Source organism: Pseudenhygromyxa sp. WMMC2535, assembly GCF_011083025.2.
Map to the genome: position 1 here is coordinate 7,803,176 of NZ_JABJWV010000001.1, position 23,088 is coordinate 7,826,263.

Genomic DNA, 23,088 nt, shown 5'->3' on the forward strand with positions numbered 1-23,088 from the left:
AACGGCCAACCGCGGCTATCCACGGGCTTTACCCAGGCCGCCAGGTCCGCTCGCTCTCGGTCTTTCCTGGTACTTTGGGGCGTTAGTCCGCGCACGCGCTATTCGCCTGAAGAGCGCTCCACGCACCCTACTGTTCCCCACTTCGAGGATGGGCCTCGTGATATGGTCTTCCCCTATTTGGTCCGCTGGAGATCGCTTCGCACATGCACCGCTACATTGCTCTGCCCGCCACAATTTTGATGCTCACCGCCTGCAGCACGGAAGAGGATGGAAACATCTACGCCGACGAGGGCGGCCAACAGACCTCGATCACCGTCGGTGACAGCGATCCCGGCGATGACTCGGACGGCGGCGAAGCCAACGACGACGTGGGCGAGGAGAGCGAGGACGAGGGCGGGGTCAAGCTCGACCTCGGCGAAGACACCGGCAACATGACCGCCGGCGACGACGGGGGCGACGGAAACGGCTGCAAGAAGGTCGACTTCCTGTTCGTGATCGACAACTCGGGCTCCATGGCCGAGGAGCAGGACAATCTCGCCGCCTCCTTCCCCGCGTTCATGAACTCCATCGAGTCCACCCTCGACGAGGCCCAGGACTTCCACATCATGGTCATCGACGTCGACGCCTGGGTCTACGCCGGCTGCGAGACGCTATGTCTGCTCTTCCCCAATCTCCCCGGCGTCTGTGAGGGCTACGTCTGCGGCGAGACCCAGCCCGAGCAGTGCGAGGACGTGCTCGGGGCCGGCGTCACCTCTCCCAAGGGCGCCAACGCCAGCAACACCGACTGCAACTTCTCGAGCGGCAAGCGCTTCATCGACGCCACCGAGCCCAGCCTCGTCAGCGCCTTCCAGTGCGCCGCCCGGGTCGGCACGGACTCGACAAACGATCCCGAGCGGCCCATGGAGGCGATGGTCGCCGCCGTGTCCGATAGCGGCGCCGTCGCGACCTGCAACTACGACTTCCTGCGCGACGACGCGATCTTGGTCGTCACCTTCATCACCGACGAGAACGACGACGCCGAGGACGGTTCGGCCGGCACCGTCGAGTCCTGGCGCCAGGCGCTGATCACCGCGAAGAACGGCGACGAGTCGGCGGTCGTGGTCCTCGGCCTGTTCGGCGACGGCGATCTTCCCGACGCGATCTGTGGCTCGCTCGACAACGGCGGCGCCGAGCAGGCGCCGCGCCTGCGCCAGTTCGTCGACTCCTGGGATACGCGCGGCTTCTTCGGCTCGATCTGCGCCCCGGACTACGACGCCTTCTTCCAGGAGGCCGTCGAGATCATCGACACGACCTGCGACGAGTTCACGCCGCCAAAGTAGTGGTCTTTGGACCACACCCACGTTCTTTGGTCCAAATCACGACCGAGGCCCATCAGCCGGCCCAGTGGCCGGTCGAAATCAACTCAAAAAAGTCCATCGCGAGTGATTGCGTTGGGCCCCGGCCGTGCGATGGTTGCACCTCGTCACCGAGGACACGGGCCAGCCGCCCGCGCAGCCGAGTGTGACCGATTGAGACCGGGCGAGACCGGGCAGAGCCAGGGAGGGCAAAATGCTGACACTCACTCGAAAGGCCGGCCAGAAGATTCGCATTGGTGACGATATCGAGATCGTCGTGCGAGAAATCCGCGGTCGCCAAGTCCGCCTCGGCATCTCCGCGCCCCAAGGCCTGGCCGTGTACCGCGAGGAGCTCTACCAGCAGATCCTCGCCGAAGGCGGCACGCCCAACGGTCGCCGCGAGGGCGACGGCCAGACCTGAGCTCGCCCCCACTCGGGCCGCTCGACCTGCTCTGGCCCTCCCCCACCTGCGCGCTCGCCAGCGGTCACTCGTGACCGCGCGACGCCTCGTCTCCCCCGCCCAGCTGGGCCGCTCTACCCGCGGTTTCGCCAGCGGCCGTCCGTGAACGCGAAGCGCCCCGTCTCACGGCGCTCGGCCGCCAGCCGCGAGAGTGCCGCCTGCATCCGCGCGCGCACGAGGTCGTCACAGCGGCGGACATAGGCCGCGTCGCTCGCCGCTTCGGGCCCGCTGCGTTCGAACTCGATCGGCTCGAGCACCTCCCCGAGCATGCGCACCGGGAAGGGCAGATAGACGAAGGGCGGCCCCGGGGTGAAGCCCCAGGGCAGGCTCAGGGTCAGCGGCCAGGTGTCGACGCGAAACAGCGGTTTGGTGAACAGCGCGCGGGCGATGGTCCGGCCGCCGCCGATGATCACCAGGGCCTCGTGCGCGCCCGCGATGACCACGGGGACCACCGGCACGCGCTCGCGCAGGGCCACGCGCAGGTAGCCGGTGCGCCCGGCGAAGATGATGCGATCGCGCTCGGCCCAGGGTCGCAGGGTGTCCTGCTCGCCGCCGGGATAAACCAACACCTTGCGACCCACGGAGAACAGCTCGTGGGCCATGGAGCTCGAGGCGCGCACGACCCCGAGGGGGACCATGCGGCGGAAGCCCGGCAAGCTCACCACCATGTCGTGGGCCAGCCAGTAGGGCACCGCCGAGATCCCGTGGGCGCGGTGCAGCGCCACCCCGAGCACGAAGGCGTCGGGGGAGACGGTCCCCCCGTTATGGTTGCCGACGAGCAGGGCCGCGCCCTTGGGCAGACGCTCGAGGCCGCGGATCTCCGGCTGGAACCAAAAGTCCAGCACCGGGCCGACGCGCGCGACAGTCCGGGCCACGGCCTCGTCGTCGCGGGCGATGTCATCGGGATCGAGGTGGTGGAGCTCGGCCACGGCGGGACCTGAAGAGAACTCGGAGATTCTAAAGCCTCAGTCGGCGGACCCCAAGCACGCGGGGCGCCTATAATCGCGCCATGGCCACCAGCGTTCACCACCGAACCTGCCACCTCTGCGAGGCCATGTGCGGCTTGACCTTCGAGCTCGAGGGCGACGAGATCCTCGCGGTCCGCGGAGACGAGGCCGACGTCCTCAGCCGCGGGTACCTGTGTCCAAAGGGACCCGCGATCGCCTCCCTGCACGCCGATCCCGATCGCCTGCGCCGACCCCAGCGGCGCGTCGGCGAGCGCTGGGAGACCATCGAGTGGGAAGAGGCCCTCGACGCCGCCGCCGACGGCATCTTCGCGCTTCAAAACGAGCACGGCCGCGACGCCCTGGCCATCTACCTGGGCAACCCCACCGTCCACAACCTCGGCCTGACCCTGTTCGGCCCGCCCTTCTTGCGCGCGCTGAGGACCAAGCACCGCTACTCCGCGACCTCCGTCGATCAGCTCCCCCAGATGCTGGTCGCCTACCTGATGTTCGGCCACCAGCTGCTGCTGCCGATCCCCGACATCGATCGCGCGGAGCACATGCTGATCGTCGGCGCCAACCCGCTGGTCTCCAACGGCAGCATCATGAGCGCGCCGAACATGCGCCGGCGCCTGCGCGAGCTCCAGCGCCGGGGCGGCTCGTTCACCGTCGTCGATCCCCGGCGCACCGAGACCGCCGCGATCGCCGACACCCACGTGTTCATCCGCCCGGGGACCGACGCCCTGCTGCTGATCGCCATGCTCCAGGTGATCCTCGCCGAGGGCCGCGAGCGCCCCGGCAGGCTGCTGACCATGGTCGAGGGCGGACAGCGCCTGCGCAGCGCGATCGAGCGCTTCACCCCCGAGCGCGTCGCCGGGCCGACGGGCGTCGACGCCGAGCAGATCCGCGCCATGGCGCGGACCCTCGTCGAGCGCCGCGGCGTGGTCTACGGCCGGGTCGGCGCCGCGACCCAGGCCTTCGGCGCCCTCTCCCACTGGGCGATCAACTTGCTCAACATCTACATCGGCGCCCTCGATCGGGTCGGCGGCGCGATGTTCCCCCGCCCTGCCCTCGACGTCCTCGATCTCCCTCGCGGCCTCGGCGTCGGCCCGGGCAGCTTTGGGCGCTGGCACAGCCGCGTCCGCGGGCTGCCAGAGTTCGCCGGCGAGCTCCCGGCGGCGACCCTGGCCGAGGACATCGAGGCCGGCCTCGACGCCGAGCTCGAGGGGCCCGCCGAGCCTGGGCCGCGCGCGGCGATCCGCGGGCTGATGACCGTCGCGGGCAACCCCGCCCTGTCCTGCCCCGACGGCCGCGCCCTCGATCGCGCCCTCGGACGCCTGGACTTCATGGTCGCCCTCGACTTCTACCGCAACGAGACCACCCGCCACGCCGACCTGATCCTCCCGCCCTGCTCGCCCCTCGAGCGCGGGCACTACGACGTCGTCTTCAACCTCTTCGCGGTGCGCAACACCGCCAAGTGGTCGCCGCCGCTGTTCGAGACCCCCGGCCACGCCCGCCAGGACTGGCAGATCCTCCACGGGCTGTGGTCGCGCCTGGCCAAGCGGCGCAGCGGCGACGCCATGCTCGGCTATCCCATGGAGCGCGCCACCCTCGAGCTCCTCGGCCGCCTCGGGCCCGAGGGCCTGCTCGACCTCGGCCTGCGCGCGGGGCCCCACGGCCGCCGCCTGCCCCGAGCCGCGGCGGGGGCCCTCGGCCAGCTCCGCCAGGGTAGCGCCGGCGTGCTCGAGCGGCTGCCCGGCAAGCTCGGCGACGCGGGGAGCAAGCTCGGCCAGCGCCTCGGCGGCCAGCTCGACCTCGAGGCCCTGCGCCAAAACCCCCACGGCGTCGACCTCGGCCCGCTCGAGCCCTGCCTGCCCGGGCGCCTGCCCAAGGGCCGCGAGCGCATCCAGCTCGCCCCCGAGGCCCTGCTCGACGACCTCGGCCGGCTCGAGCGCAGCTTCCCCCTGGGCGCCGGCCTCCCCCACGCGCCCAGCCCCGAGCGCCCCCGCTTCGCGCTGATCGGCCGCCGAAGCCTGCGCAGCAACAACTCGTGGATGCACAACCTGCCCAAGCTCGTCAGCGGCAAGCCGCGCTGCACCTTGCTGATGCACCCCGAGGACGCCGAGCGCCTCGCCCTGCGCCCTGGCGATCAGGTCCGCGTGCGCTCGCGGGTCGGCGAGGTCGAGGTCCCGCTCGAGACCAGCGACGAGATCATGCCCGGCGTGGTCAGCCTGCCCCACGGCTTTGGCCACGGGCGCCCGGGCGCGGCCCTCTCCGTCGCCAACGAGCACGCCGGCGCCAACGTCAACGAGCTCAGCGACGCGGCCCTGGTCGATGAGCTCTCGGGGGTCGCGGCCTTCTCCGGCGTCCCTGTCGAGGTCGCGCTCGCGCCTCCACTCGAGCGCTGATCAGGAGCTGATCAGATCAGAAGTCGACCTGCACGCCCAGGCTCGGGTAGATCGGCAGGCCGAAGAGCGCCTCGCGCTGGGACCAGTCGAGGGAGTAGACGTAGGCCTCGGGGTAGAGGTTGTTGTAGACGTTTTGCACGTCGAGGTAGGCCGAGATCGCGGTCCGCCGTCGAATCCAGCGCTTGTCGAGGCGCAGATCCAGCTGGTGAAAGAGCGGGCGGTACTCGTCGCCCAGCGCCCCGCGCAGCGGCTCGGTGTAGAGCAGCCCGGAGCTCAGGTCGCGGATCTGCTGGGTCCCGACCACCGGCTCGTCGGGGTTGCCCGAGACCAGGCGAAAGCGCATCCCCAGGCGAAAGCCCCGGGGCAGCGAGGCGCTGAGCAGGACCACCAGGTTGTGGCGCTGGTCGAAGGTCGCCGGCCGCCAGCCGGTCTCGGCCGACTCCAGCCGCGAGCTGCTCAGGGTGTAGCCGATCCACCCGTCGAAGACCTCGCCCATGGGCCGGCTGAGCATCAGCTCCATGCCCATGCCCCGGCGCCTGGAGATGCTGATGTCGTAGTTGTAGATCGTCGCGTCCTCGAGCTCGCGGTTGACCTCGAGCTCGTCGGGCAAGCCCTCGCGCCAGTAGGCGGTCGCGCGCAGGCGCAGCTGCCAGGGCAGCTCGGCCTGGACGCTCAGCGAGGCGTGGATGTTCTTGGTGTAGACCGCCGCGCCGTCGAGCACCTCGCCCTCGACGCGCGGGTCGAAGAGCTGAAACATCGACGAGGGGATGTCGAGGATGCCGTTGCCCAGGAGCACCTGCGAGGGGACCACGTAGCTCGACGCGTTGTTGGTGCGCACGACCAGGCCCTGAGAGTAGAGCCCGATCCGCGCGCGCAGCTCGACCTTGGGGTGGACGAGCCCGCGCACGTCGAGGCGCGGCTCCGGCCGAAAGAAGCCGGTCTTCCCGGTGTAGTAGATGCTCATGCGCAGCGCGGGCGCCAGCGTCCAGTCGCCCAGGCGCAGCGTGGGCGCCACCCACATGCCGAGGCTCAGGTCCTCGCCCCGGCTGCTCTCGAAGGTCGTGAGCGAGTCGATCTGCTCGGGGGACAGCTGCTGCGCCCACATGGGCACGATCTTGCTGAAGCGATGGTAGCGCTCGTAGACCAGGTCGCTGCCGAGCTCGAGCTCGAGCACCCGGTGGAGCTGGGCGGCGTAGAGCATCCGCGACGAGAACACCGTGGCCTCGCGCCTCGAGTCGGTGCTCTGCTCGAGGTGCGCGCTGTCGAGGCGCAGCGAGGGGCTGATCAGCGCGCGCCACTTCGAGCCCTCGGCTCGATACTCGAGATCGAAGCGATGAAAGCTCGACTCGAACTCGAAGCCGTCCCCGCCGACGTCGCCCGAGCCGGCGTGCGAGCGCAAGCTGTCCCCAGCCCCGAGCGCGCGCAGGCTCAGCGTCCGCCGCCCTTCCCAGCCGCCCTCGAGCGGGAGATCGAAGCGACCCAGATAGTCCCAAAAGGCCGGAAAGAGCAGCGAGGAGAGGCCCGCGTCGCTGCCCGTCGAGGCCTCGATGGTCCGCGTGGCCAGGCCCAGCACCGAGTCGACGTGGCTGCGGCGCAGGCCAAAGGCGAGGGCGCCGCGGCCCACGGGCGCCGAGATCGCGGCGCCGAGATCGAAGAGGTCGACGTGGGCCTGGCCGTGGACGCCATCTCGCCCCCCCGCCTTGCTGTGCATGCGCACCATCCCGCCCCCGTAGCCGCCGTAGCCCGGGCCATAGTTGCCGGGGTCGAACTCGATGCTGTCGACCAGCGCCGGCATGAGCACGGCCGCGATCGGCAGCACGTGGTAGCCGCGCGGGACCGGGTGGCCGTCGAGGTAGTAGCCCGTCCACGTGGGCGCGGCGCCGCGAAACGAGAGCACCGCGAGGCCGCCGGGCGAGCGCGCGACCCCGGGCATGCTGAGGGCGGCGAGCATCGGATCGTCGCCGGCGCCCGCGTAGTGCCGCGCGGACTGACCGTCGAGGGTGTAGCTCGGCGGATCGACCTGCTCGCGCGCACTCACGACCTCGGTGCGGTAGCCATCTGCGCTGCCCTCGGCGTCGCGCTCGAGGTAGAGGCGCAGCTGGTCCCGGGACCCCGCGGGGATCGCCTCGACCTCGGCCCACTGCTCGAGGCGGGCGTAGCCGCCAGCGACGATCACCACGCGGACCTTGCCCACGGGGACCTCGGGGAGCTCGAAGCGCCCCTGCTCGTCCGTCTCTGCCCGCAGCATCCAGGTGATCGCCTCGGGGTCGAGGGGCGTCTTCGCCGGCTTGCCCGGGCGCACCTCGGGGGGCGCGTCGACGACCATGACCACGGCCGCCACGATCGGGGCTCTAGATCCTCCCGCCTCGATCACCCGGCCGCGCAAGGTCGCCGTCGCTGTCGTCGTCGCTGTCGAGGGCGCCTCGGCATCGTCGACGCCCTCGCCCTCCCCGGGCCCCGCCCACGCTGTCCACGGCGCCAGACCCAGACCCAGCAGGCCCAGACCCAGACCAGCCCGCGACAGCCGACACCACGAGGGTCTCAGACCTCGAACTCGACCCATAGCACCTCCTCTCCCCCGCGGCTGTCGAAGATCACGATCGCCGCCCGCGATATCCCGGGCCCCGCCCCCTCGTCGATGAACACCTCGAAGCTCGACCCGATGAGATAGGTGACCTCGGTGATGTGCAGATCCACGCTCGTGTAGATCTGGGCGAAGACCGACTCCACGTCGGCCTCGAACACGTAGGCCCACACGTCCTCCTCCTCCTCTTCGCCCGCCTCGATCAGCACGCTCTGCGCGACGAAGATCAGCTGCTGCGCCAGCAAGTTGGCGTCGAAGCTGAGCTCGATCTCGATCGAGCTGCCAGGCTGCGCCGGGACCGGCCCGACGCTGGCCGCAGCCAGCTGTTCCGCGTCGAAGTCCCAGACCTCGCCGTCGACCCGCACGCTGAGGGCGCTGAGCGCCGGCCGCCGGTTGGGCTCCTGCGCCAGGGCGGGGCCGGGGATCTCCTCGAGGTGTACGACCTCGTCGAAACCCAGCGCGTCGGCGTAGATCTGAAGCAGCCACGTGGGCCCATAGTGGAGCTCGTACTCGACGAAGGCGCAGCCCTCGATGGCCTCGTCGAGGGCGACCCGTCGCTCCCAGCAGGTCTGGGCGCTCTGGCCGTCCCAGGCGATCACGCCGTAGAGCCCCATGTACTCGGTGTCGCCCCGGTAACCCGCGTCGATCTCCGGCACCTCGAAGCGAAAGCGCCCGTCGCCCTCCCCGAGCCGGCAGCGCTCCCCCCCGTCGTAGTCCTCGAGGGTGTCGCAGGGCACGTCGAGGTCGACGGCGAGCTCGCTCCCGCTGACACAGCGGCTCAAAAACCCGCACTGAAACCAGATGCTGTCGAGCCCCTCCGGATCGAAGGGCAGGCCGTCGACGTCGAGGATCACCGGCTCGAGCTCGACGCTGTCCCCCGGCATGACCTCGACGATCGCGGGCAGCGAGGCCTCGGCGCTCGCGCTGCGATCGGGGAAGACTCCAAACTCGAGCACCTCGGCCCGCACGGCGACCACCAGCGGCTGCGAGAGGTAGTTGGGCGAGGGCAGCTGAAAGCCGCAGCCGATCACGCCGAGGAGCACGACCAGCACGGACACCAGCGCCGCCCCGATCCCCCCTCGTCCCCGACTCGCATCTGGTGTCCTCATGGCTGCCTGGGCGTCCGCGACTCGAGCATAGCGCGAACTCGCGCGAGCACGGAGCCGCACCCGCGCGAGGTCTGCCATCAGCCGCACCAGGCCGCACCAGGGCGGCGGTCTCGCGGCCTACCGGCCTCGCGGCCTACCGGTCTCGCGTCGTCGCCGCTCGCAGGGCCGCGACCGCCTCGGCCAGGGCTTCGGGCCCGGCTTGGCCAGCGCGAACCAGCGCGCTGCCGACGACGACGCCATCGACCTGGCCCGCGAGCGCGGCGACCTGGGCCGGCTCGCGCACGCCAAAGCCGACGGCGATGGGCAGCTCGCTGCGCTGACGCAGATCCGCCAGCTGCTCGCGCAGGGCCTCGCTGCCCGCGTCGAGGGCCGCCCCCGTCACCCCCGTGAGGCTGACGGCGTAGACGAAGCCGCTGGCCACCGCGACCAGACGATCGCGGCGCGCGGGCGGGCTCGTGGGCGCGCTCAGGGCGATCCAGTCGAGGCCGGCGTCCCGCGCGGGCGCGCGCAGGATCGCCGCCTCCTCCGGCGGGAGGTCGACGACCAGCAGGCCGTCGATCCCGAGCTCGGCCAGCTCGCGGCACAGCCCCGCGAGCCCCTCGGCGTGGCGATCCCCGGCGCGCAGTAGCGGATTGGCGTAGCTGAAGAGCACGATCGGCAGCTCGGGGAAGCGCCCGCGGACCTCCGCGGCCAGCTCCAGCACCCCCGCCAGGCTCGCGCCCGCGCCCAGGGCCCGGACCATCGCCTCTTGGATCGTCGGGCCGTCGGCCGTGGGATCCGAGAAGGGCACCCCGAGCTCGAGCACGTCGAGGCCGGCCTCGCAGGCGGCGATCAGGTTCGCCAAGCTGCCTGCACGATCGGGATCGTAGCCAGTGAGGTAGCCGACCAGGGCGGCTCGGCCCTCGTCGGCGCAGGCACGAAAGCGCGCGGCGATGCGGCTCACGAGCGCCTCCCTTCACGGCTCGCGGCGCGTGCGCGTTCGACCACGCCGAGGGACTCGGCGTCGAGGCGACCCATCACCGTGTGCATGTCCTTGTCCCCGCGGCCCGAGAGGTTGACGAGGATCCGCGGCTCGCGACCGAGCTTGGCTCGCAAGGACGCGATGATCGGCGCGAGCGCGGCGATGGCGTGGGCGCTCTCGAGCGCCGGGATGATGCCCTCGCGCCGCGAGAGCAGCTCGAGGGCCGTCAGCGCCTGCGTGTCGTCGACGGCGAGATAGCGCGCGCGCCCCGTCTCGCGCAGGTGGGCGTGCTCCGGGCCGATGCCGGGGTAGTCGAGGCCCGCCGAGATCGAGTGGGCCTCCTGCAGCTGCCCGTCCTCGTCCTGAAGCACGAGACTGCGCATTCCATGATAGACGCCGACCTCTCCCTTGCTCATGGTCGCTGCGTGCCGGCCATCGAGGCCCTCCCCTGCCGCCTCGACGCCGATCAGCTCGACCGTGGGATCACCCACAAACGCAGCGAAGATGCCCATGGCGTTGCTGCCCCCGCCCACGCACGCGACCACCGCATCGGGCAGCCCCTCCGCCTGGGTGAGCATCTGCTCGCGCGCCTCCTCGCCGATCACCCGCTGAAGCTCACGGACCATCACCGGATAGGGATCGGGCCCCATCACCGAGCCGATCACGTAGTGCGTGTCGGAGACGTTGGCGACCCAATCACGCAGGGCCTGGTTGATCGCGTCCTTGAGCGTCGCCGCGCCCGCGCTCACCGGGTGAACCTCGGCGCCCAGCAGGCGCATGCGAAACACGTTGAGCGCCTGGCGAGCCACGTCTTCGGCGCCCATGTAGACGACGCACGGCATGCCAAAGTAGGCGCACACCGTCGCGATCGCTACACCGTGCTGCCCAGCTCCGGTTTCGGCGATGATCCGAGTCTTGCCCAGACGCCGCGCGAGCAGCACCTGGCCGACGCAATTGTTGATCTTGTGCGCGCCGGTATGGTTCAGGTCTTCACGCTTGAGCCAGATCCCACCGCCCGCTCCCCAGTCCAGGCCGAGCGCCTGCGCGAGGCGAGGGGCTGGGGTCAGCGCCGAGGGCCGCCCCACGTACTCGCTGAGGATACGTGTGTATTCACCGCGAAATTCGGGATCGGCCCAGGCTCGTGGCCATTCGCGCGCGAGCTCCTCGACGGCTGGCATCAAGGTCTCTGCGACGAAGCGTCCGCCAAAGCGGCCGAAATCGACCTGCGGCGGAGAGGCGTGGGACTCGTGAGCGCCTGTCGTCATGGACCGAAGCTTCCCCGCCCCGGGGCGATCCGGCAAGTCTGATCCGGTCGACGCGCGAGGCTGCGCTGGAGCCTGCGGTGCTACCATCGGCACCTGGGCTGGATCCCGCGCGGATCCCCGCCTGTTCCCAAGTTAGCCGCACCCCCACGGAGACCACCATGTCTGAATCGGAGTCGAACTCCCTCGCCCACCGCGTTGCGACCCTCGAGGCTCGCGAGGCCATCAAAGAGCTCAAGACCCAGTACGCCCGGCGCTCCGACGCCGTGTTCAACGATCCAGGTAACGCCAGCGCTGTCGCCCTCGCCGACATCTTCACCGACGACGGCGTGCTCGACCTCGGCCCCTACGGCAGCTTCTCGGGGCGCACCGAGCTGCTCGACGCCTTCGAGAACCTGCTCCCCCAGGGCACGGCGTGGACCACCCACTACATCGTCAACCCGGTCATCTGCGTCAACGGCGACGAGGCCGAGGGCAGCTGGTACTACCTGATCCAGTCGCTGCCCGCGGGTGAGGGCGCCACGCTGCTCCAGCTCTTTGGCGGCTACCAGGACAAGTACGTCAAGACCAACGAGGGCTGGAAGATCAAAGAGACCATCACCAGCTTCTTCACGCCGCCCGCCTGATCACCGAGTACACCGCGAGGTCGTCCCCGCCTGTGGCGCACGGACGACCTCGCAGGTGATGGACGCCCGACCCCCCGCGATGGCTCTGCCCCTCACCGGCCACGGCGACTTTCGGCTGCTGCGTGCGACCAGCCACGCCCGCGTCTACGAGGGTGTGCGCGAGGAAGACAAGCGCGCCGTCGTCGTCAAGCTATTCGAACTCGAGGACGAGGACGTCGAGGCTCGCGTCGAGCACGAGCTCTCCGTGCTCGAGAGCCTCGACGTCGAGGGGGTCGTCCGCGCGCTCGAGCTGCGCCGGGTCGGGGATCAGCTGGCCCTGGTGCTCGAGCGCGCCCCGGGCATCAACCTCGCCCACTTCACCCAGGGCCGCCCGCTCGAGCTCGAGCGCTTCGCCGACATCGCCACGAAGATCACCGAGATCCTCGTGCGCGTGCACGCCCGGCGGGTCATCCACCGCGACATCAAGCCGACCAACATCCTGATCGATCCCCAGACCGGCGCGGTCCACCTGGCCGACTTTGGGATCTCGGTGCTGCTCGAGCGCGAGCGTCGCTACGTCCACGACCCCGAGATCATCGCCGGCACCCTGCCCTATATCTCGCCCGAGCAGACCGGGCGGACCACTCACCCCGTCGACTTCCGCAGCGACCTCTACTCGCTGGGCGTGACCTTCTACGAGCTGCTCTCGGGCCGCCCGCCCTTTGGTCAGCGCGAACCCCTGGAGCTGATCCACGCCCACCTCGCGCGCCCCCCCGTCCCGATCTCTCGCCGGTGCCCCGAGCTCCCCGACGGCTACGCCCGCGTGATCGCCAAGCTGCTCGCCAAGGCCCCCGAGCACCGCTACCAGAGCGCCGAGGGCCTGGCCGCCGACCTCCGCGAGCTCGGCGAGCGCCTCGCACGTGGAGACGACGGCGCGAGCATGGTGCTCGGCCTCGACGACTTCTCCCACACGCTCACGCTCCCCCATCGGCTCTACGAGCGCGAGCCTGAGCGCGAGCGCCTGCGCGAGGTCTTCGCCGCGGTCGTCGAGCAGCAGGCGCCGAGCACGGTCCTGATCACTGGCCCCGCGGGGATCGGCAAGTCGGCGCTGCTCGACGAGTTTCGCCTCGAGAGCGCGGAGCTCGGCTGCTACGTCGCCACCGGGCGCTTCGAGGACGCGCACGCGCGCCCCTACGCGGGCCTCGTCGACGCCTTCGCCAGCCTCGTCGACCAACTGCTGACCGAGAGCGAGGCGCGGCTGACCAACTGGCGCACGCGCTTGCGCGCGGCCCTCGGCGGCGTCGCCGGCGTGCTCGTCGAATTCGTCCCCGCCCTCGAGGCCGTGATCGGCGAACCGCCCCCGCTCCCGCACCTCGAGCCCAGGGCCGCCCGCAACCGCGTACACCTGGCGGTCAGCCGCTTCCTCTCGGTGTTCTGTGAGCGCGAGCGTCCGCTGGTCATCGCCCTCGATGACCTCCACCTCGCCGACGAGAGCAGCGTCGAGCTGCTCGACTCCGTGCTGATCGGCAACGCCCAGGAGCCGCTCATGGTCGTCGCCAGCGCGCGGGTCAGCGAGGACGCGGACCTGCCCGCGAAGCTCGGCGGCCTGTCCGCCGGGGCGCCCACCCGCGTCGAGCTCGAGCCGCTCTCGCCGAGCGCCCTCGAAGCCCTGCTCGTCGACGCCCTCGGCCGGCCCGCGTCCGAGCTCGCCCCCCTCCTTCACCTCGTCACCCGCAAGACCGACAACAACCCCCGCTTCGTCCGCCAGCTGCTCGAGCACCTCGCTACCTGCGGGCTGCTGGTCCCCGATCGCCGCGGGTGGACCTGGGACGAGGACGCGCTCTCGCGCACGCCCCTGCCCGACGACATCCTCGAGGTCCTCGAGCTCGAGCTCGCGCGCCTGTCCCCCCCGCTCGCCGAGATCTTCGAGCGCGCGGCCTGTATCGGCGAGCGCTTCGACCTCGCAACCCTCGAGCAGATCTGCGAGCAGCCGCGCGCCAGCTTGGTCGCCGCGCTCTATGAGCTCGTCGATCTCGGCCTGCTCGATCGCGTGGGCGACGAGCACCGCTTCGCCCACCAGGGCGTGCGCGAGGCGGCGCGGGCCAAGGCCGGCGCGAGCCTGGCCGGCGAGCTGCGCTGGCAGATCGGCCAGCGGATGCTCGAAGGGGGCGCCCCCGCGGCCTCGACCGCGCTCTTCGAGCTCGCCGATCACCTGGACGCGGGCCTCGACCACGCCCGCGCCCTCACCCTCGACGACGACCAGCGCGTCGAGCTCGCCCAGCTCTACGCCCGCGCCGGCGCCCTCGCCCTCGCCAGCGGCGCCCATGACATCGCGCTGCGCTACCTCGAGCGTGGCCTCGAGCTCACCGCCCGCTGGCGTCAGCGCGTGGTCGCGGACGGGCAGAGCGCCCCACACTATGCCCTGGTCGTCGATCTCCACGAGACCCTGTGCGCGGTGCTGACCTTGAGCAAGCGCCAGGATCGATCCGACGAGGTCTTCCAGGATCTGCTCGCCTGGTCCCTGCGCGACCTCGACCGCGGACGCATCACCGCCACCTGGGTGACCCAGCTGCAGCTCACCGGGCGCGCCGAGCAGGCCCTCGACTTCGGCCTCGCGCAGCTGTCTCGCTGGGGCTGCAAGCTCGGCCGCTCGCCCAACGGCCTGCGCGTGAAGCTGGCCGTCCGCCGCGCCCGCGTGCGCATGCGCGAGCTCGACCGCGACAGCCTGCTCGCCCTGCCCGAGTGCACCAATGAGCGCAGCAACGCGCTCATGGACATCTTCGACGCGACCAGGGCCGCGGCCTACGTCCTCGATCACCGGCTCTTCTTGCTGCTGATCAGCACGCACATCTGTCGATTTCTCCGCGACGGGGTCCACCACGCCGCGCCCCTGGTCATCGCCCAGTTCGGGATCAGCCTCGGCGGCGGCATGGGCCTGGTCGACGAGGCCAACCGCCTCGCGGAGCTGGCGATCGCGCTCTCCGAGCGCTTCCCCAACACCTCCGCCCCGGCGCGCACGGCCAGCGCCGTGACCTCGTTCATCGCCCCCCTCGGCCAGCCCTTCGCCGCGCTCTCCGAGCGCCTGTCCACGCTCTACCCGCGCAACCTCGAGCGCGGCGACCTGCTGTGGGCCGGCTACGCCGGGCCGCTCAACCTCTCGATGCAGCTCGAGATCGGGACCCACCTCGCTAGCCTGCGCAAGCTCTACACCGCCTTCGAGCGCGATCTCAGCGGCCGCGGAGCCAGCGACGCGCTGATCATCGCCGGCTCCATCGACGGCATGGCCACGGTGCTCAGCTCGACCCGCGACCAGCACGGCTCGGAGACCTCCGGGGCCTGGGCCGCCCTCGATCCGGTGCTCGCCGCAGAGCGCGGGGCGAGCCGCTATACGCGGACGGTCTCGGCCGCCAACTTGGCGCTCACCCGGCTCGTGCTCGGCGACTACGAGGACGCCCTCGAGCTCGCACTGAGCGTCGCCTCCGACATGGAGTCGGTGCTCTTCGCGTCCTGGCACCTGCCCCGCCTGGCCTTGACCTTGCTGCTCGCCTCGAGCTTCTCGGCGCGCTGTGGTGGGCCCTCGATCCCGGCCGCGCTCGAGCGCGACGCCCGGCGGGTCGTCGCGCACTGGGCCCGCGGCTCGAGCGACAACTACGGCCACTATCAGGCCCTCGCCGAGGCCCTGCGCGCGTACACGGCGGGCGAGGCCCAAGCCAGCGCGCTCGCCGAGGAGGCCCGCGCGCGCGCGGCCAAGCGCGGCTGCCGGTGGGTCCAGGGCCTCGCCTCCGAGCTGCTGATCTACATCGCCGAGCGCCAGGGCCTGCCCGGCTTCGCCGAGGGCGCGCGGATCCAGGCCTGGGACGCCTACGAGGCCTGGGGCGCCCGCGCCAAGCTCGAGCGCCTGCGCGTGGTCGAGGAGGGGCCCGACGATCGCCCGCGCCGGGTCCCCACCACCACCTCGCTCTCGGGCAGCTGGTCGCTCACCGGCAGCTCCGCGACCAGCTACGCCCACCTGATCCGCCCCCAGGGCGGCGCCGCGGACAGCTCGAGCAACCCCCTCGACTTCGACAGCGTGCTGCGCAGCGTGGCCTCGATCGCCTCGGACCTGCGCCTCGACGAGGTCATCGCCAACATGCTCGAGGCGACCTTGACCAACGCCGGCGCGGACCATGGCGTGCTCGTGCTCCAGCGCGACGAGGCGTTCGGGATCGTCGCCGAGGCCGAGCTCGACCAGCCCCCGCGGGTGCTCAGCGATCCCCTGCCCCTGCACGAGGCCGAGGACCGCGCCCCGACCTCGCTGATCCACTTCGTGCTGCGCACCGAGCAGCCCCTGGTGGTCGACGACGCCGGCAAGGACGCGCGCTTCGCCGACGATCCCTACATCATCGACGAGGGCCTGCTCTCGCTGCTCGGCATGCCGATCGCCCTGGGCAAGCAGACCCTCGGCGTGCTCGTGCTCGAGAACCGACAAAGCCGCGGGGTGTTCACCAGCGAGCGCTTCGAGTCGCTCCAGCTGATCGCCGGCCAGGCCGCGCGCGCCCTCGATCGCGCGCGGATCCACGGGGCCCTGCGCGAGAGCGAGGCCCGCTGGCGCACCCTGGTCGACGGCGCCCCCGATCTCATCGCGCTGATCGACAGCCGCGGCGAGGCCGAGTTCGTCAACCGCAACTCCCGCGCCGACGGCCCCAACCACGCCGCCTTGCTCGAGCGCTTCGCCGCCCCCGCGGCCAAGACCGGCTGGCGCGAGGCCCTCGACGCCGTCCTGCGCACCGGGGCTCTGCGCGAGATCGAGATCGAGCTGCCCGCGGACGGCCCCGATCCCACGCGCTGGTATGTCGCCCGCTTCGCGCCGATCGAGCTCTCGGACGAGGGCGAGCACGCCGAGGCCCCGCGCAGCGCTCGCAAGGCGATCGTGATCGCCACGGACATCAGCGCGCGCAAGCTCGCCGAGGCCGACACCAAGCGGCTCGAGGCCCAGCTCCGCCAGCAGCAGCGCCTCGAGTCGATCGGCACCCTCGCCAGCGGCGTCGCCCACGAGATCAACAACCCGATCCAGGGGATCATGAACTACGCCGAGCTGATCGGCGGCAACCCGGAGGACCGCCCGCTGGTCGTCGACTTCGCCGCCGAGATCGGCCTCGAGTGCGAGCGCGTCGCGACCATCGTCCGCAACCTGCTGGCCTTCTCACGCCAGGAGCGACAGCAGCCGATCGAAGAGGTCCGGCCCCACGCCCTCGTCGAAGCCACCTTGTCGCTGCTGCGCGCCGTCATGCGCCGCGATCAGATCGAGCTGCGCGTGCAGGTCCCCGACGCGCTCCCGCCCGTGCGCTGCCGGGTCCAGCAGATCCAGCAGATCATCATGAACCTGGTGACCAACGCCCGCGACGCGATCAAGGCCGCCGAACTGCCCCGCCCCCGCCGCGTCGTGGAGATCCGCGCCGAGCAGATCACTAGCGACGGCCAGGCCTGGCTGCGCATGATCGTCGAGGACTGGGGCCCGGGCATCCCGCCCGACGTGCTGCCCAACATCTTCGATCCCTTCTTCACCACCAAGGGCCGCGATCAGGGCACGGGCCTGGGTCTCTCGGTCTCCCACGGCATCGCCCAGGAGCACGGCGGCGTGCTCGAGGTCGACAGCGCCCCCGGCGAGGGCACCCGCTTCATCCTCGATCTGCCCCTGCCGCGCTCGGGCGACGCGCTGGATCCCTGGGCCTGAGCAGGCTCAGCTGCGCCGACAGGCCTCGACCAGCGCCGCGATCGCGGCCCGATCCTTCTCGCCGCGCCGAGCTCCGGGCAGCTCCGCGCCGCTGGCCACGTCGATCCCCGCCGGCCGCACCTGCGCGAGGGCCTCGTCGACGTTGTCCGGCGCGATACCTCCGGCGAGCCACACGGGGATCGGCGCGAGCGCCTCGACGGCCCTCGCCGCCCACGCCCAGTCGGTCCGTCGGCCCTCGCCGCCGTAGCCGGGCACGGCCGCGTCGAGCAGGATCCACGCGGGCGCCGGCGTGGGCAGCTCGAGCTCGGTCAGGGCCGGCGTCCCGCGGACCACCCAGATCCAGGGGATCCCCAGACGCGCGGCGAGCTCGGCGTAGCCCCGCGGTGGCGCGTCCCCGTGGGGCTGAATCGCCCCGAGCCCGAGGGTTGCGACGGCCTCCTCGACGAAGGCCAGGGGCTGATCCACGAACACGCCCACGCGCAGGGGGAGGAGGATGCCCACTTCGCCGGCACCCCCGTCATCGCCAGGACCACCGGCACCGCCGGCCGCCTGCGGCGCCGACTCGAGCAGCGCCCTGGCCTGCGCCAGGCTCAGGCCCCGGCGCGAGCGCGGCCACAAATTGATGCCGAGCGCGTCGACGCCGAGCGCGGCGCAGGCCTCGAGGTCCTCGCGACGGGTGAGCCCGCAGATCTTCAGGCTGACCACGCTCTAGGAACCCAAGCGAGGTGTCGTGTTGGGCTTCACCACGGGCTCCTAGGAGCCCGTGGTGGAACCCAGCGCGGCTCCTCGCGCCGGGATTTTCGCCGAGGGCGCGAAGCCAAAACGCCGCTGTACCGGGCGTACTGCCAGTTTTGGCGACAAAGCCCTCGGCGAAAAGACCAAGCGAGGTGTCGTGTTGGGTTTCACCACGGGCTCCTAGGGCACGATCAGCTTGGCGAGCTCGACCCCGGGATCCTCGGCGCGCATCAGCGTCGAGCCGATCAGCAGGCCGTCGACCCCCGCCGCGCGCATGCGCTGGACGTCCTTGCGGTCCTTGATCCCGCTCTCGCCGACGTAGAGAAAGCCGCTGTCGCGCGGGACGTCGGGGCGGTGGCGGATCACGCGGTCGAGATCGACCTCGAAGGTGTGCAGGTCCCGGGCGTTGAGGCCGACGATCCGCGCGCCGGCGGCCATGGCCCGATCGACCTCCCGGTCGTCGTGGGCCTCGGCCAGGACCTCGAGGCCCAGGCTGAGCGCGAACTGTAGGAGATCTCGCAGCTGCGGCGGCTGGAGGGCCGCGACGATCAGCAAGATCGCGTCGGCGCCCTCGCGCCGAGCCCGCAGGATCTGGCCTTTGCTGAGGATGAAGTCCTTGCAGAGGATCGGCACCGAGACCGCCGAACGGACGGCGCGCAGGTCTTCGAAGCTGCCGCCAAAGTGCCGATCCGTGAGCACGCTGATCGCCGCCGCGCCCGCGTCGACATAGAGGGCCGCGATGTGGCGGGGATCGGCGCCCTCGCGCAGGACGCCCTCGCTGGGGGACTGGCGCTTGAATTCCGCGATGATCCGCGGCTTGGGGCCCTCGGCCAGCGCCGCCCATAGGTCGCGGCAAGGCGGCAGGGCAGCCAGCTCTTCCTCGAGCTTGGCGTTGCTGAGGTTCCCCGGACGCGCGGTCTCGAGTTCGGCGCGCTTGGCCGCGAGGATCTCGTCGAGGTAGGTGGAGTCGCTGCTCATCGCCGCTTCGGGAGAGCGTAGCCCATGAAGGGCGCTGTCAACTAGTGCGCCGCGTCGAAGCCTCGACGAGGCGCGCGAGGATCTGTGCCGCGCCCCCCTCGTCGAGGGCCGCGGCGACGCGCTCCGCCTGAGCCGGCAGCGCCGAGATCGGCTCGTCTTCGGCGACGACCAGGGCCAGGGCGCCGGCCTGGATGACGGCGTCGCGGTAGACCCCCCGCTCCCCCGCCAGCAGCCGGCGCAGGGCCGCGGCGTTGCTCGCGGGGTCTCCCCCGGCGAGATCGCGCAGCGAGCCGGGGCGCAGGCCGAAGTCCGCCGGCCGCAGCACGTGCTCGCGCAGCTCTCCCGCGTGCCACTCGACGACCAGGGACTCGCCCTCGGGGCTGAGGTCGTCGATCCCCGCGGGCGCGCCGGGATCCGCCGAGATCCCCTCACGAAAGCCGTGGACCACGAACACTCGCTCGCTGCCCAAGGTCCCCAAGGCCCGGGCGAGGTCGTGGCAGCGCCCGGGGTCGAACACCCCGAGCACCTGTCGGCTGACCCGCGCGGGGTTGGTCAACGGGCCGAGGAAGTTGAAGATCGTCGGCACGCCGAGGGCCCGGCGTGCGGGCGCGGCGTGCTTCATGGCCGGGTGCAGGGTTCGGGCGAACAAGAAGCCCACGCCGACCTCGTCGATGCAGCGGCCCACCACCGCCGGCGGGGCCTCGACGTCGACCCCGAGGGCCTCGAGCACGTCGGCGCTGCCGCTGCGGCTCGACGCCGCCCGGTTGCCGTGCTTGGCCACGGCCACCCCGCAGGCGGCCACGGCCAGGGCGGCGGCGGTCGATACGTTGCGCCGGGGCACGCCGCTGCCCCCGGTCCCGCAGGTGTCGATGACCGGCGCGCGGGTGATCGGCACCGGGGTCGAGGCCTCGCGCATGGCCGCCGCGGCCCCGCTGATCTCGCCCATGGTCTCGCCCTTGATCGCCAGGCCCATGAGCAGCCCGCCGATCTGCGCCGGCTCGCAGGCCCCGGCCATGATCTCGCGGAAGATGTTGGCGGCCGCGCCCGTGCTCAGGTGCTGGCCCCTGGCCAGGGTCCGCAGGCCGGCGCGCATCGCCGAGGGGGCCGCATCGGAGGTCGGAGAGCTCGGGGAGGCCATGGCCGCCATGCTACCCGCTGGCGCCGCGGATCCCAGCCAAGCTGCCAGGGAGCTCGTAGTGCTGCATGTACTCGAGCTCGCGAAGGTCGACGAGGTCGAACCACACTTGCGCGATGCTCGTGACCTCCCGGGCGATGAGTACGATCTCCCGCCTGGGCTCGTAGGCCAAGACCGCGTCCTCGCGCGCCGCCCAGGACCACTCGTCGAGCACCCGCTGGCACAGCGCCGCGGCCTCGGGCTCGAAGCCCGAGAAGTCGTGGATCTGGAGGTTGGCGAGCAGGCCCAGGCACTCCCCCGCGGCGATCCGCCGCTGCCCCGGGGCCCAGTCCGGCGTCCCGTGGCGCTCGAGCAGGCGCTCGATCTCGGCGTTGTAGTCGGCGCAAAAGCGCGGGCCCCAGCTGACCCCGGCGACCGAAGACAGATAAAAGGGGTGGTCCTCGTGCAGGCGCGGAGCCAGGCGCGGGAGCTCCTGGCTGACCATCACGTGGACCTTGCGGGCGCGCCAGGCCTCGCGCGCCGACTCTCGCCCCGAGTCTGGACGGATCACGATCGCCCTCCCCTCGCGCCTGCCCCTGCCCCCGCCCCCGCCCTGGCAGGCAGGAACAGGAAGTTCTCGAGCAGCTTGCGGCCGTGCTCGGTGAGCAGGGACTCGGGGTGATACTGCACGCCGAACACCGGGCGCTCGCGGTGGCGCACGCCCATCAGCTCGCCCTCTGGGGTGCGCGCGTCGGCGAGCAGCTGCGCGGGCAAGCTGGCCTCGTCGACGATCAGGCTGTGATAGCGCGTGGCCGAGAAGGGGCTGGGCAGGTCGCGGTAGAGCCCGCCCCCGTCGTGGACGATGGCCGAGCGCTTGCCGTGCATGATCCGCCCGGCCCGCTCGACGGTGGCCCCGAGCACCTCGCACAGGGTCTGGTGGCCCAGGCAGACCCCCAGGGTCGGCAGCGCCTCGGGGCAGCGGGCAGGGTCGACGACGGCGGCGCACAGACCCTGGCACACGCCGCTGTCCCGCGGGCGGCCGGGGCCCGGCGAGAGCAGCAGGTGGCTGGGGCGATCGCCGAGCACCGCGTCGACCTCGATGGCGTCGTTGCGGTAGACGTCGACGGCCGCGCCGAGCTCGAGCAGGTACTGGACCAAGTTGAAGGTGAAGGAGTCGTAGTTGTCGATCACCACGACGCGCAGCTTGGGCCGCGCGAGCACGGCCGGCGGACGAAAACGCTGGGCCGCGGCGCTCACGAGCGGCCCCCTTCCCCGGCTGAGCCACCTGGACCTGCTGGACCCGCTCGACCGGCGCGCGCCATGTCGATGGCCCGGAGCACCGCGCTGGCCTTGCGCGCGCACTCGTCGTCCTCGGCGTCGGGATCCGAGTCGTAGACCAGCCCCGCCCCGGCCTGGACGCGGACGTCCTCGCCGGTGAACACCACCGAGCGGATGCAGATCGCAAAGTCGGCGGCGCCGTCGAAGCCCAGGTAGCCCACGGCCCCGCCGTACCAGCCGCGCGGCGCCGGCTCGAGCGCGTCGATGATCTCGAGCGCGCGGACCTTGGGGGCGCCCGAGAGCGTGCCCGCGGGGAAGGTCGAGCGCAGCGCGTCGACCACCGAGCGCTCGGCCGCGAGCTCCCCGGAGACCTCGGAGACGATGTGCATGACCTTGCTGTAGCGCTCGATCACGAACGACTCGTCGACCCGCACCGAGCCCGGCGCGGCGACGCGACCGACGTCGTTGCGGCCGAGGTCGATGAGCATCAGGTGCTCCGCCCGCTCCTTGGGATCCGCGAGCAGCTCGCGCTCGAGGGCCAGATCTTCGGCGTGGTTGTGGCCGCGGCGACGCGTCCCGGCGATCGGGCGCACCGTGACCCGCCGGCCCTCACCGTCGACCCCCGGGCGATCGACCCGGACCAACACCTCCGGCGAGGCCCCGGCCAGCGTCGCCGAGGGCAGCTCGAGCAGATACATGTAGGGCGCGGGGTTGGTCACCCGCAGCATGCGGTAGACGTCGAGAGGATCGAGGCCGTCGCGGGGCTGGTCGAAGCGCTGGCTGAGCACGACCTGGAAGATCTCGCCCTCGACGATCGAGGTCTTGGCCTGGCGGACGCGCCCGGGGAAGTCGAGGTCTCGCCAGGCCGCGGCCTGCATCGGCCGGGCCGCGGGCGCCTCGATGTCCTCGTCGAGGATCAGCGGGCGCAGGGCCTCGCCCTCGGCCAGGGCTGCGACGACCGCGTCGACCCGGGCCGCGGCGGCCACCCGCGCCGTGTCGACGCAGGCGTCGGCGCCCCCGTCCTCGAGCGGACAGGCGCTGGCGACCACGCGGACCTTTTGCGAGAGATTGTCGAAGATCACCAAGGTGTCGGTGACCAGCAGCTCGAAGCAAGGCAGGTCCGGCGCGTCGGCCCAGTCCGGCGCCGGCACGCGCTCGAGGTCGCGGACCATGTCGTGGCCCCAGACGCCGACGAGCCCGCCCCAGACCCGGGGCAGCGCGTCCTCGTCGGCGGCCAAGCTGGTCTCGTCGGCGGCGTAGCGGGCGAGCAGGGCCTCGAGCAGCGCCGCGCCCCCGCCCTCGCCATAGCCGCCCCAGTCCCGGCTGAGCGCGGCGCAAAGTGGGGCCAGCGCGGCCTCGAAGCCCGGCCCCGGCTCGGCCTCGACGCGCAGCTGGCCGTCGATCCAGCGCCCGCGGATCACCGCCCGGTGGTCCACGCCGATCACGCTCCACCGCGCCCAGCGCTCGCCGCCGATCACCGACTCGAGCAAGAAGGGGCAGCCCTCGCGGGCCCGCAACCGGGCGAACACGCCGACCGGGGTCTCGCCGTCGCACAGCAGCTCGCGCCACACGGGGAAGCAGCCGCCTCCCCCCTCGGGCATGC

16 protein-coding genes are annotated in these 23,088 nt (G+C 71.8%); 5 read left to right on the forward strand and 11 right to left on the reverse strand.

What is annotated here, in order from left to right; genetic code table 11:
• Nucleotides 1–203 precede the first annotated feature (203 nt).
• Nucleotides 204–1,319: a hypothetical protein gene (locus tag G6O69_RS30210; RefSeq protein ID WP_172306938.1), complete on the forward strand. Its 1,116-nt coding sequence runs from the start codon at nucleotides 204–206 to the stop codon at nucleotides 1,317–1,319.
• A 229-nt stretch (nucleotides 1,320–1,548) separates the two neighbouring features.
• Nucleotides 1,549–1,755, forward strand: coding sequence for a carbon storage regulator CsrA (gene csrA / locus G6O69_RS30215; RefSeq protein WP_172306939.1), 207 nt, complete (start codon nucleotides 1,549–1,551; stop codon nucleotides 1,753–1,755).
• Nucleotides 1,756–1,868: 113 nt separating this feature from the next.
• Here the strand turns inward: csrA and G6O69_RS30220 are convergent, their stop codons facing one another.
• The gene (locus G6O69_RS30220) at nucleotides 1,869–2,723 is read right to left on the reverse strand and encodes a 1-acyl-sn-glycerol-3-phosphate acyltransferase (protein WP_172306940.1); all 855 of its coding nucleotides are present in this window, start codon (nucleotides 2,721–2,723) and stop codon (nucleotides 1,869–1,871) included.
• Between the two features lie 80 nt (nucleotides 2,724–2,803).
• On the opposite strand from G6O69_RS30220, the gene G6O69_RS30225 reads away from it, so the two are divergent.
• On the forward strand, nucleotides 2,804–5,146 hold the full coding sequence (locus G6O69_RS30225) for a molybdopterin-dependent oxidoreductase (protein ID WP_172306941.1): 2,343 nt from the start codon (nucleotides 2,804–2,806) through the stop codon (nucleotides 5,144–5,146).
• A gap of 16 nt (nucleotides 5,147–5,162) precedes the next feature.
• Here G6O69_RS30225 and G6O69_RS30230 read toward each other — a convergent pair whose 3' ends face one another.
• From G6O69_RS30230 to trpB, 4 genes are all read right to left on the reverse strand, one after another.
• Nucleotides 5,163–7,709: a Plug and carboxypeptidase regulatory-like domain-containing protein gene (locus G6O69_RS30230; RefSeq protein WP_176397171.1), complete on the reverse strand. Its 2,547-nt coding sequence runs from the start codon at nucleotides 7,707–7,709 to the stop codon at nucleotides 5,163–5,165.
• Nucleotides 7,688–8,839 carry a hypothetical protein gene (locus tag G6O69_RS30235; protein WP_176397172.1) on the reverse strand — a complete coding sequence of 384 codons (1,152 nt, stop codon included), beginning with the start codon at nucleotides 8,837–8,839 and terminating at the stop codon, nucleotides 7,688–7,690. The genes G6O69_RS30230 and G6O69_RS30235 overlap by 22 nt, the downstream gene beginning before the upstream one ends.
• Before the next feature lie 133 nt (nucleotides 8,840–8,972).
• The gene (trpA, locus tag G6O69_RS30240; RefSeq protein ID WP_172306944.1) at nucleotides 8,973–9,782 is read right to left on the reverse strand and encodes a tryptophan synthase subunit alpha; all 810 of its coding nucleotides are present in this window, start codon (nucleotides 9,780–9,782) and stop codon (nucleotides 8,973–8,975) included.
• Nucleotides 9,779–11,065 carry a tryptophan synthase subunit beta gene (gene trpB, locus G6O69_RS30245; RefSeq protein WP_172306945.1) on the reverse strand — a complete coding sequence of 429 codons (1,287 nt, stop codon included), beginning with the start codon at nucleotides 11,063–11,065 and terminating at the stop codon, nucleotides 9,779–9,781. The genes trpA and trpB overlap by 4 nt, the downstream gene beginning before the upstream one ends.
• Nucleotides 11,066–11,223: 158 nt before the next feature.
• Here trpB and G6O69_RS30250 point away from each other — a divergent pair, with 158 nt between their 5' ends.
• Both G6O69_RS30250 and G6O69_RS30255 read left to right on the forward strand, forming a co-directional pair.
• The gene (locus tag G6O69_RS30250; RefSeq protein ID WP_172306946.1) at nucleotides 11,224–11,688 is read left to right on the forward strand and encodes a nuclear transport factor 2 family protein; all 465 of its coding nucleotides are present in this window, start codon (nucleotides 11,224–11,226) and stop codon (nucleotides 11,686–11,688) included.
• Between the two features lie 58 nt (nucleotides 11,689–11,746).
• Nucleotides 11,747–17,380: an AAA family ATPase gene (locus tag G6O69_RS30255; protein WP_176397173.1), complete on the forward strand. Its 5,634-nt coding sequence runs from the start codon at nucleotides 11,747–11,749 to the stop codon at nucleotides 17,378–17,380.
• A 6-nt stretch (nucleotides 17,381–17,386) separates the two neighbouring features.
• On the opposite strand, the gene G6O69_RS30260 is transcribed toward G6O69_RS30255, so the two are convergent.
• The 6 genes from G6O69_RS30260 to G6O69_RS30285 form a co-directional block, all read right to left on the reverse strand.
• Nucleotides 17,387–18,085, reverse strand: a complete 699-nt coding sequence (locus tag G6O69_RS30260) for a phosphoribosylanthranilate isomerase (protein ID WP_172306948.1) — start codon at nucleotides 18,083–18,085, stop codon at nucleotides 17,387–17,389.
• A 210-nt stretch (nucleotides 18,086–18,295) separates the two neighbouring features.
• Nucleotides 18,296–19,093, reverse strand: coding sequence for an indole-3-glycerol phosphate synthase TrpC (gene trpC, locus G6O69_RS30265; protein ID WP_172306949.1), 798 nt, complete (start codon nucleotides 19,091–19,093; stop codon nucleotides 18,296–18,298).
• A 37-nt stretch (nucleotides 19,094–19,130) separates the two neighbouring features.
• Nucleotides 19,131–20,231: an anthranilate phosphoribosyltransferase gene (trpD, locus tag G6O69_RS30270; RefSeq protein WP_217909943.1), complete on the reverse strand. Its 1,101-nt coding sequence runs from the start codon at nucleotides 20,229–20,231 to the stop codon at nucleotides 19,131–19,133.
• Between the two features lie 10 nt (nucleotides 20,232–20,241).
• A complete protein-coding gene (locus G6O69_RS30275; protein WP_172306950.1) occupies nucleotides 20,242–20,778 on the reverse strand; it encodes a hypothetical protein in 537 nt (178 codons plus the stop codon).
• On the reverse strand, nucleotides 20,775–21,464 hold the full coding sequence (locus G6O69_RS30280) for an aminodeoxychorismate/anthranilate synthase component II (protein ID WP_346017103.1): 690 nt from the start codon (nucleotides 21,462–21,464) through the stop codon (nucleotides 20,775–20,777). The genes G6O69_RS30275 and G6O69_RS30280 overlap by 4 nt, the downstream gene beginning before the upstream one ends.
• Nucleotides 21,461–23,086: an anthranilate synthase component I family protein gene (locus G6O69_RS30285; protein ID WP_172308365.1), complete on the reverse strand. Its 1,626-nt coding sequence runs from the start codon at nucleotides 23,084–23,086 to the stop codon at nucleotides 21,461–21,463. The genes G6O69_RS30280 and G6O69_RS30285 overlap by 4 nt, the downstream gene beginning before the upstream one ends.
• Between the last annotated feature and the right edge of the window lie 2 nt (nucleotides 23,087–23,088).